The organism is Rhodoblastus sp. 17X3, assembly GCF_030056575.1.
GTDB lineage: Bacteria > Pseudomonadota > Alphaproteobacteria > Rhizobiales > Beijerinckiaceae > Rhodoblastus.
The window spans coordinates 26,146-33,677 of sequence record NZ_JASHHX010000030.1; the positions used below are offsets into that span (position 1 = coordinate 26,146).

Annotated in this window: 6 protein-coding genes; 1 reads left to right on the forward strand and 5 read right to left on the reverse strand. The window is 63.6% G+C overall.

Going from position 1 to position 7,532, the window contains the following annotated elements:
• Positions 1-69: 69 nt before the first annotated feature.
• The 5 genes from QM467_RS18760 to QM467_RS18780 form a co-directional block, all read right to left on the reverse strand.
• Positions 70-1,704 carry a c-type cytochrome gene (locus QM467_RS18760; RefSeq protein WP_283367861.1) on the reverse strand — a complete coding sequence of 545 codons (1,635 nt, stop codon included), beginning with the start codon at positions 1,702-1,704 and terminating at the stop codon, positions 70-72.
• Between the two features lie 451 nt (positions 1,705-2,155).
• Complete coding sequence (locus QM467_RS18765; protein ID WP_283367862.1) at positions 2,156-2,779, reverse strand: response regulator transcription factor; 624 nt, start codon at positions 2,777-2,779, stop codon at positions 2,156-2,158.
• Positions 2,772-4,580 (reverse strand): sensor histidine kinase, encoded by a 1,809-nt coding sequence (locus QM467_RS18770; RefSeq protein WP_283367863.1) that lies wholly within the window; start codon positions 4,578-4,580, stop codon positions 2,772-2,774. Before QM467_RS18770 ends, QM467_RS18765 begins: the two co-directional genes overlap by 8 nt.
• 81 nt (positions 4,581-4,661) lie before the next feature.
• The gene (locus QM467_RS18775; protein WP_283367864.1) at positions 4,662-5,357 is read right to left on the reverse strand and encodes a DsbA family protein; all 696 of its coding nucleotides are present in this window, start codon (positions 5,355-5,357) and stop codon (positions 4,662-4,664) included.
• A gap of 318 nt (positions 5,358-5,675) precedes the next feature.
• The gene (locus tag QM467_RS18780; protein WP_283367865.1) at positions 5,676-6,257 is read right to left on the reverse strand and encodes a rhodanese-like domain-containing protein; all 582 of its coding nucleotides are present in this window, start codon (positions 6,255-6,257) and stop codon (positions 5,676-5,678) included.
• A 524-nt stretch (positions 6,258-6,781) separates the two neighbouring features.
• Between QM467_RS18780 and QM467_RS18785 the strand changes: the two genes are divergently transcribed.
• Positions 6,782-7,360 (forward strand): DUF302 domain-containing protein, encoded by a 579-nt coding sequence (locus QM467_RS18785; RefSeq protein ID WP_283367866.1) that lies wholly within the window; start codon positions 6,782-6,784, stop codon positions 7,358-7,360.
• The last annotated feature ends 172 nt before the right edge of the window (positions 7,361-7,532 follow it).

The following is a 7,532-nucleotide window of genomic DNA, read 5'->3' on the forward strand; positions in this document are numbered from 1 at the left end:
CGGCGCGGTCCGACGGGTCGCCTTCATCGCGGCGGTATCGCGTATTTGCGTTGCGACAGGCCATATCGATCATAGCGTGTAGAGGAAGTCGATGATCTTCTCGATCTCGGCCGGGGTCAGAACATGATTGCGGCCCAAGGACGGCATTGGCGCAATCGGATTGCGTATCGACTCGTCGGTCAGAATCTCGACCAGATCGGCGCGATTGGGGAAGCGACGCTTCATGTCGACCAATTCCCGACCGACGCTGCTTGGCGCGTCGCCGCCCTTGAGCGTGTGGCAGGCGAGGCAGTTGCCCTTGACGCGATCCAGCGCCAGCGCCTGCCCGGCCTTGACGTCATCCGCATGCGACGCCGGCGGATTTTCCGGAACATAATCGAGCGGCTTGCCGGCGATCACGCCGCGCATGGCGGCGACGTCGCTCGCCGAGACCGGCGACGCCTTGTTGCCCCAGCTGTTGCGGATGAAGCTGAGAATGTCGGCCACGGCGCCGTCGTCCAGCTTGGCCAGTTCAGGCATGGACGGATGCGTCTTGTCCGCCGGGGTTTTGGCCATCGCGCCGCCGGCGAGCGTGATCTGGATCAGCGAGCTCGGATTGACCGTCGTCACGACGGCATTGCCCGCCAGAGCGGGGAACAACCGCGGCGCGCCCTGCCCGTTCATGCGATGGCAGGGGGCGCATCGCGCGACATAGCCGAGCGCCCCCGGGCTATGATCCGCGCCGTCATACAGCTTCGCAGTGGTGATGTCCTCCGCCTTTGTCGCGGATGCGGCGTGGCCGGGCCGGGCCGCGCGGCCTGCGAGATAGGCGGCGATCGCCGATGCGTCAGCGTCGCTCAGGTGTTGCGCGCTGTGCTGAACGACTTCGGCCATGCTGCCGAACGCCGCCGTACGGGCGTTGCGGCCGGTCTTGAGGAAATCGGCGATCTCCTGCTGGGACCAGCTCGCCAGCCCGACATCCTCGTGACGCAGGCTCTTGGCGAACCATCCCTCAAGTTCCGAGCCGGAGAGGAACTCGCCATCCGGCCCATCCTTGAGGGCCTTTTCCTGGAAGGCCGCGCCGCGCGGCGTGTGGCAGGCGCCGCAATGCCCCGCGCCCTCGACGAGATAGGCGCCCCGCGCGATTTCGGGCGTTGCGCCCTCCGGCGGGGTAAAACTGCGCTGACCGCCGAACAGCATCTGCCACCAGGCAAGCGGCCAACGCATATTGGTCGGCCAGGGAATCGTCGAGTCATGGTTCTGCTGCGCGACCGGCTGAACCCCAGAGACGAAATAGGCGTAGAGCGCCTGCACATCCTCGTCTGTCAGCACGGAGTAGGAAACATAGGGCATCGCCGGATAGAGCGGGGAGCCATCCTTGCGGACGCCATGACGGACCGCCCGTTCGAAATCGGCAAAGTCGTATCCGCCGATGCCGGCGCCCTTGTCCGGAGTGATGTTCGTCGAATAGATCGCGCCGATCGGCGTCTGCATCGCCAGACCGCCCGCGAACGGCTTGCCTCCCGGGGCGGTATGACACGCCACGCAATCCGACGCTTGCGCGATATGCCGCCCCTTTTCGATCAGGACCGGATCGGCGGAATCCACATGAACATTTTGCCGAGGCGCGAACCAGATCGGCGCCACGTAGCTGCCGCCAACGGCAACCACCAGCCCAATCGCCGCAACGGAGGCGCCGAGCTTCAGAAATTTTATGACCGACACTCCAACCCCCATGAGGCTCTGCCCGCGACGAGTATGATTTTCGGGACCCTGGCCAAGCGAGCGCGCCAAAGCGGCGATACTTGAAATCCCGGCCGAGGTTGCCGCATTAAGCCGGTCATTCTTCGCGGCCAGCGCGCGCGACGAAGCTGGCGGGGGCTGCGCAGGCGCCCGCGCTGACGGGGTCGGAACCAGGATCTCGGGCGCACAAAGACGCGAAGGCGCTCAAGCGCGGCTCGGCTATCGTCATCATTCCTCCCTTGAACACGTCGTCTTTTCGACCACGCGAACCGAAGTCATGGCGTCCGGGGAGTTGCTCTCCCTCTGCGATGGACGCGTCCTCGATCCGCGTCGGGCGCTTTTCCCGCCCGGACGCTGTTCCTCGTTTCGCAAATCTTGGCCGTGGCCAGGCCGCATGCCTATCCGGGATGGCGCCGGGGGCGCCTGGGGGTTTTCATCCAGACGCCGATCCGTCGGCCTCCGTCGCCCAGGCAATCAATTGCGCCACCGAGGCCACGCCGGCCTTGGTCATGATATTGTGGCGGTGATTTTCCACCGTCTTGACCGAAATATCCAGCGCCGACGCAATAACCTTGCTGGTCTTGCCGAGAATCACCAGACGCAGCACATCCCGCTCGCGTTCGGTCAGACCGCTCAGCCGCCGTTCGAGGCTGGCGCGGCTGGCGCGACGGCGCAACTCTTCGGCGCTGGCGGCGAGCGCCTCGCCGATGCGGTCGAGCAACAGCTGATCGTCGAAGGGCTTTTCCAGAAAATCAACGGCGCCCAGCTGAATCGCGCGCACCGCCTTGGGGATGTCTCCATGCCCGGAGACGAACACGATCCGCGCCGGGGATCGGCGCTCCGCGAGATCGCGCTGCAACTCCAGGCCGCTCAAGCCCGGCAAACGCACATCGAGCACCAGGCAGGACGGTCGGCTGTCGTCGAGCGCGCGCAATAATTCCTGCGCCGAGGCGCACAGGCGATGGCTGTAGCCGACCGAGCCGACGAGAAAGGCCATGGCGTCTCGAACAGCCGGATCGTCGTCCACAATATAGATGATCGGCGAGGCCTCAGACATGGGCGATCCCTGGGGCGATCTCTGGGGCGTTTTCTTGCGCGTTTTCTTGCGCGCTCTTTGGGGCGATCGGCAGATAGAACCGGAAAGTGGTTCCGCGCTGTGTGTTTTCGTCGACGCTGAGACGCCCGCCATGGGCCTCGACGATCGAGCGGCTGAGCGAGAGGCCCAGGCCGAGTCCTCCTGGCTTGGTTGTGTAAAAGGCCTCGAACAGTCGTTCTCGCGCCCCCGGCGCGAGGCCGGGGCCATTGTCGCTGACGGTGGCGACGATTGCAGCGCCTTCCCGCGCCACGACGAACCGGATGCTCTTCTCCGGTTGGCCGTCGACGGCCTCAAGCGCATTCTGCAGCAGGTTCAGCGTCACTTCCTCGATCTGGAGGCGATCGGCGACCACGGGCGGCAGCGACTCTGGCACCTCGGCGTCCACCCGCAGCTCATGGGCCGCCGCGGAAGGCTCGAACAGGGCCAGGGCGTCCCGGAAGACCGCGGCGGGTTCGAGCGGCTCCTGCCGAGCCGGATTCTTGCGCACAAATTCCCGCATGCGCCGGACGATGTCGCCGGCCCGTTCTGCTTGAATGGCGATGCGGCCGATCGCCTCGCGGACGCCGTCGACATCCTCGCCGCGCGCCAGCCGGCGCTCGCAGCCGCGCGCATAGCTGAGAATGGCGGCAAGCGGCTGATTGATCTCGTGAGCAAGCGAACTCGCCATTTCGCCCATCAGAGACAGGCGCATGGCGTGCTCCATCTGCACGTCCTTCAGACGGGCGAGTTCATGCGCCTCTTCCAGCTCGCGGGTTCGCTTCCTGATGATATAGGCGACCCGAATCACGTGAGCGATCCACCAAAGCGCCGCCATTCCGATCAGGGCCGCGCCGTAGCGGTAGGGCCACAAAAGGTCGGCCATGCCCAGCCGGGTGAAAGGGGCGTAAGGTCCTGCCTTGATCGTGCGGTAAAGATCCTGGACTGACTGATAATCGTCGGGCTCGGTCCAGATCCTGTCGCCGGGTCCGGGCTGCATGGCATGCAGCGCCGCGGCGACGGCCTCGGCCAAGGGGGCGGGAGTCTGCGCGACCGCGACGAAGGCCCAGCCGGGATAAAGCCGGGTCGAAACCTGACAGATCGGCAGGTCGGTCGGCTTTCGCCCGAGCACCCTGAACTCGTCCGGCCCGGCCTTGCCTTCGGCGACCAGCTTCTCCAGCAGGCAGGCGCGGATGATCCCGGCGTCTGCGCGGCCCGCGCGGAGAACGTCCAGCACGCCGCTCGCCGGATAGCCGACGAAGACCGGAAAGGCGTCCTTGTTCGGGTCGATCCCCCGTTCCAGCAATTCCCGCGTCGCCGCGCGATAGCCGAAGGCGTCAGGCGCGACGGCCGCCAGCTTGCGGGCGCGCAGATCGGTCAGATGCTGCAAGTCGCTCCGCCGATTGAGCGCGATAATGGCCGCGCCGACAGATTCGCTCGACGGAAAGCCGTCGAGGTCCTGTTCGGTCGCGAGCGCCGAAGCGGAATAATCGATCTTCAATTCGAGATAATGGCCGGGATTGGTGATCAGAAAATCGAGGCTATGCGCGGCCACGGCCGAGGTCAGGAAGGCCAGGCTGCCCGCGACCATGGTGAAGTGGTAGCCCGGCAGCGTCGCGTTCAGATAGGCCAGGGTCGGTTCCCATGCGCTCTCCGCCTCTTCCGCGCCGAGATAGGCGAGAACGCCGACACGAATTTCGGTCTGTTGCGCCGCATGACCGGAAGGCGCGGGCCAGAAGGCCAGAGCCGCCAAAATCGTCAGAATTGCGCGCGCCCATTTCAGCATTCCGGCGCGAAAGTCGGAGGCGGAAAATACGCCCGCTAATCTGTCCAGTTGGCAATATCGTCGTGGTCGCATCATCGCGCTTCAATCGGGCAATGGGCAGCGCAGGCCGCCGCAGCGCCGCGTCGCCTCGATGAAGGATTCCATCGGCGCCGCGCCCGGCCATCCGACGAAAGCGAACTCACCCAGAACGAATGAGGGCGTCTGCGGAAGCAACAGCGCCCGCGCCCGCTCGCTCTGGGCCGCGAGGATCGCCGCGATCTCCTCGCGCGCCGCTTCTTCCGCCACCGCCGCCGCCCTCAGCCCTTGCGCGGCGGCGACGGCAAGCGCTTTTTCCGTCCCCGTCGGCCCCGGCGTCTCAAACAATCCGACATGGAGCCGATAGGCGGCGGCGTCGCCATGCAGGCGCGCCGCCGCCAGCACGACCCGCGCCGCGTCGGCGGATCGCGGCGAAAGCACGGGATGTTGCACGAGCGCCGACCTGACGCCGGCGTCAGGCGTCAGCAGCACGTCAAGTTCCTGCGCGGCGACCCGGCAATAGCCGCAGCCGTAATCGAAAAATTCGTAGAGGATCGGCCCGGCATCCCGCGGACCCGCCAAAATCACGCCGGGCAGATCGGAAAGCGACCGGCCGGCCGCGATGCGGAAATTACGGATCGGCGTTCCGTCGGCGGTGGAGATGTCGAAAGCCCGCTCAAACTTCGCCTCGCCTGGTTTCGACGACGAAAGGATGGCCGCCATTGCGGCGAAAAGGGACCTGCGGTTCAGAAGAAGAGGCATTTCAACCACCTTCGATCCATTCCATGGCGCGCTCACCCGGATCGAATCCGACGATGAGGCCCCGGCATCAGCTGGGACTCGGCGCGGCATGCGTCGAAATCGCGCTCGGAAAATCCTCGAAGTCGGCTTCTGGCAAGGGGAACCAGGCAAAGCCGCCAGGGACTAACCCGGATGCCGCGGACGCCAGCCGTTTTGTTTCGCCGGTTTTGCTGGAGCCCAAGGCCTGTCTATGACCATGGGCCGCCGCGATCCGGCTCGGGCGCCTGGTTCGGGCGCATCCTGGACCGTCCATGGGCGTGGACGGTCCGACGGGTCGCGTCAGCGAATATAGGCCTGGCTCTCGGTCATTTTATAGGCCCAGGGGAGATCGGCGTTTTTCCAGCCGTTGACGTCGCGGCGCCCGTCTTTTCCCATGTCGCCTTCGAAGCCGTCGACCACGGAATAGACCTTGGCGTAGCCGGCCTCCTGAAGCAGATTGGCGGCGCGGGAGGAGCGATCGCCGGAGCGGCAGATCAGGACGACGGGATCGGTCTTGGTCAAATGCTGGCGATCGGCCAAGGCAGTGACGGCGCTCACGAAATCCGAATTGGGCGACATGGCGTATCGATTGTTTTTCTTGTCCCAGCTCGCGGGATCGTCGATTTCCATATAGGGGATGTTCATGTCGGTCACGGAAGGGGTTCCCAGGAACAAGAATTCGCCCTTCGTCCGAATGTCGATAAACAGGACTTTCGCGCCGCCCTCGGACTTCATCTTGTAAGCTTCGGGGGCGGAGAGATAAAGGCCCAGCTTGGTCTGCTTGACCTCGGGAAGTTTGCTGGTGTCGACAGGCTGGTAGGTTCCGGCGAAGGCCGGCGCCAGGAACAAGGCCATCAACAGACCAAGGATCAATTTTTTCACGGCTTTCTCCTCCCTTTTTTCAGGCGTTTTACGCCCTTTGTTTCTCGTCGCCAACCAGGCGTTGATCGCCCCTACCAGCGACAAGGCAGTCTCGCGTCACACCCGTCCAAGGCCGTTTCACGCCGCACCGTGTGAGGTAGCCGCCAATTCTGGTCATTGCCGCCAGCGCAAGCCGGCATTCGTCCGGGCGGGCGATATGCGGAGACGCTCGTGAAATCATAGCCGACATGTAAATAATATTGCAATATCACGATTTATAAATGTAATTTTTTGAAACGACGACGCCTGCCTGATCGCCCGTGTGATCTCAACGAAGGCGCGGAGCCGGGCGGGACGACCTCCCGCCCGGCCGATCTGGAGCAAGAACGGCGCGCCTTCAATCTCTGTCGAAAGGCGGGCGCGAAATCGTGCTTGTCTTGCCCTGTCGAGGATGAGAACGCGGCGCTAACGGGGCGGCCCGCGCTATGCAAAATTCTTGGACGCCGAAACCTCAAGAAATCCCTTGAATGAGGGGAGGATGAAAAATGCAGTTCATCAAGAATGTCCTTGCGCTCATAGGCTTGATCGCGATTGTCGCGATCCTGGCGCTTTTCATCAAGGCGCAATCGGTCCTGGCGGGCTTCGATCCCGGAGCGCGCGAGACTTATTCGAACATTGCGAAAGTCTTGCTGGAAACCGGCAATCCCGCGGAAGCGACGGTGTGGCGAGCGAAGGTCAAGGATGGCCTGACCTTCGATGACGTCGATCAGGCGATCAGATCGATCGCGACGACAATGAACATAAAGGATGTCGGTGCGTTGCCGCTTGGCGACCAGGTCAGCGCGATGCAAGGAGCGCCCTGGAGAAAGCTGAAAATCTATTTGTATTGCAACCCGCTCACCGCGGCGCACATGATCGACTATTCCGACGCATTCGCGGCCTATCTCCCCTGTCGCATTGCGCTTCTTCAGGACAAGACAGGGAAATTGTGGATCTATACGATCAATATGGACTTGCTGATATATGGCGGAAAGCCGCTGCCTCCGGAACTTAAGGAGGAGACCTTGAAAGTGAAGAAAATCATGCAAACCGTCCTCAGTGACGGAGCAAAGGGAGATTTCTGAGCGGAACTTTGCCAATGGATCGGTTCGGAATTCCGTGATCCAGGCCCGCAAAAACCGCAAGGTCCAACGCCACGCCGGTTCTCGTCAACGAGATCCTTTCAGGATCTGAGCCTCAGTGCGTCTTCGCCGTCGTTCCAGCCGCCCATTCGCGCCGATGCTGACGAAAACACCG

Bases quoted from the DNA above. Each gene is read 5' to 3' on its own strand.
- QM467_RS18775 (WP_283367864.1), bottom strand. From the start codon at position 5,357: ATGCCTCTTCTTCTGAACCGCAGGTCCCTTTTCGCCGCAATGGCGGCC.
- QM467_RS18765 (WP_283367862.1), bottom strand. From the start codon at position 2,779: ATGTCTGAGGCCTCGCCGATCATCTATATTGTGGACGACGATCCGGCT.
- QM467_RS18785 (WP_283367866.1), top strand. From the start codon at position 6,782: ATGCAGTTCATCAAGAATGTCCTTGCGCTCATAGGCTTGATCGCGATT.
- QM467_RS18770 (WP_283367863.1), bottom strand. From the start codon at position 4,580: ATGCTGAAATGGGCGCGCGCAATTCTGACGATTTTGGCGGCTCTGGCC.